At 38.3% G+C, this 2,656-nt stretch carries 1 protein-coding gene; it reads right to left on the bottom strand.

Translation table 11 applies throughout. The features are described 5' to 3' along the window. Positions 1-2,436 (bottom strand): 2-oxoglutarate dehydrogenase E1 component (locus HMPREF9074_RS11400; RefSeq protein WP_034540957.1); only part of this gene is annotated, 2,436 nt, incomplete at its 3' end. Positions 2,437-2,656: the final 220 nt, after the last annotated feature.

The following is a 2,656-nucleotide window of genomic DNA, read 5'->3' as shown; positions in this document are numbered from 1 at the left end:
CTTATTAGCATCAGCTATAGGGTCAGTAATTACTTCTCTGAATTGTCCTTCTGCCAACTCTTCCAAAGAAGAAATCACCTGAGGGTGACGTAGCAAACTCTTAGGAGTAAATACCACTAACGGCTTGCGGAAAGTAGTCTTCATCTGACGACGCAATAAGTGGAAAAAGTTAGCTGGGGTTGTACAGTTAGCTACATACATATTGTTTTCCGCACACAACTGTAGGTAGCGCTCTACCCGTGCTGAAGAGTGTTCTGCTCCTTGTCCTTCATATCCGTGAGGAAGTAGCATCACTAAGCCATCTTGCACTTTCCATTTGTCTTCTCCACAAGAAATGTATTGGTCAAGCATAATCTGTGCTCCGTTTGAGAAGTCACCAAACTGTGCTTCCCAAATAGTGAGTGTATATGGTGATGCCAAAGCGTATCCGTATTCATAACCCAGCACCCCATATTCTGAAAGAAGCGAGTTATAGATATGAAAATCACCCTTAGCCATTGATTTCTTATATTTTAAATCTTGCAAGAAGCAAACTTCTTCTTCAGTATCTTCGGTCTTTAGTACCGCATGACGATGTGAGAAGGTACCTCGTTGTACATCTTCACCCGTAAGTCTCACCTCATAACCTTCTGTCAATAACGAACCATAAGCTAACAACTCTGCCATTCCCCAATCGATATGATTATTTTGGAAGAATGCCTCTTTTCTATCTGCTACAACTTTCTTCACCTTGCTAATAAAGTTCTTATCAGCAGGCATTTCGGTTAATACTTCAGCTATTTTAGTAAGCGTCTCTTTGTTGATAGTAGTATCTACCGATTGAAGCATTTCAGCTGGAGAAGCTATTTTAAATCCTTGCCATTCTGTTTGCATAAACGGTTTAATCACCGTTAAAGGTTCTTTTCTTGAAGTCTCTAAATGGGCATCGAGTAGTGCTTTGTACTCGTTTTCCATTTCAGTAACCAATGATTGTTGTATAAGCCCTTCTGTTATCAATTTTTGAGCATAGATATTGCGAGGATTATCGTGTTTACCAATAAGTTTATACATTTTAGGTTGAGAGAAACGAGGTTCATCTCCTTCATTATGTCCGTATTTGCGATAACCTATCAAATCTATAAAAACATCTTTACCAAAAGCTTGTCTAAAGTCTAAAGCAAATAAGAATGTGTGAACTACTGCTTCGGCGTCATCTGCATTCACGTGTAACACAGGGCTATCATTTACTTTTGCTATATCAGTAGCATAGATAGACGAACGCGAATCGGTATAATTAGTAGTAAACCCTACTTGATTATTCACAACTATATGTATAGTACCGCCTGTCTTGAAGCCTCTTAAGCCACACATCTGCACTGTTTCATACACAATACCTTGTCCACACACTGCCGCATCGCCGTGAATAACTATAGGCAGTGCTTTTAACGGATTATCTTTACAATATCTATCTTGTTTTGCTCGTGTAATCCCTTCTACTACAGCAGCTACAGTCTCTAAGTGCGAAGGGTTAGGCACGAGGTTCATATCTATTTTTTTACCTGATCGCGAAGTACGTTCAGCTGTGATGCCTAAGTGATATTTCACATCACCATCAAACCAATCGTCCATTTCATAGTCTTTACCATCAAATTCTGAAAAAATATCCTGAGGATTTTTGCCAAAAACATTAGCAAGAACGTTCAAACGCCCTCTGTGTGCCATACCGAGTACTAAATGTGTTACTCCTTTCTCGGCAGCTGCTTCTACCATAAAATCTAAGCCTGCTACCAAAGCATCATTCCCCTCTAACGAAAAACGTTTTTGTCCTACATACTTAGTATGCAAGAAATTTTCAAAAGAAGTAGCTTCATTCAGTTTGCGCAAAAGCCGTATTTTATCTTCTTTTGAAAAAGGAGTTATGTTGTTATTTTTCTGAAGATGTTGGTCTATCCATTGACGTACACTTGACTCTCGAATATACTGATATTCTACCCCTACAGAACGACAGAACAACTGTTGCAAAGTACTAACTATTTGACGCAAAGACGTAGGAGAAAGCCCTATTTCCTTAGCACTGTCAAACACTATATCTAAATCTGCAGTACTAAGCCCATAACGCTCAATAGATAAGTCTATCAACTGTGGTTCACGCGCTGCCAAAGGGTTTATTTGCGTAAGTAAATGTCCATAAGTGCGATAAGCATTGATAAGGTTCAGCACTTTAAACTCTTTTTCAATTTTTTCTGACGGTTTATTAGCCTCATTGCTTACTACTTGCTGCACCATTACTGGCACCGCTTCTTGAAGGGGAGCACCATATTGTTCTTGAGCAAAGTCAAAACCCTGAAAAAAAGCACGCCAACTGGGTTCTATAGCATCAGGATTCTCAAGATACTTGTCATATAAATCACCAAAATACGCCGTACTTGCGGCATTCAAGAAAGAATACTTATCCATAAATAGTTATTTTTTCGTTTATATTTCGTTAAAGGTATGCAAAGATAGTATTTAGTTTTGAATTAAGCAACAAATCGTGTTAAAAAAACCTAAGTAATTTACTAACTACTTAATATACAACAAAATAAAAAGCAAGCACTATTTTCATAGTGCTTGCTTTTATTGTTATCTGTATAGGGTAAAGTGTCCCATATACTCTTGTTGGTCTTCATCTTCGTGT

The sequence above is a fragment of the Capnocytophaga sp. oral taxon 329 str. F0087 genome (assembly GCF_000213295.2).
GTDB classification, from domain to species: domain Bacteria; phylum Bacteroidota; class Bacteroidia; order Flavobacteriales; family Flavobacteriaceae; genus Capnocytophaga; species Capnocytophaga leadbetteri_A.
Note: the sequence above shows the minus strand (reverse complement) of the source record. Positions and strands in the feature narration are given on the sequence as shown.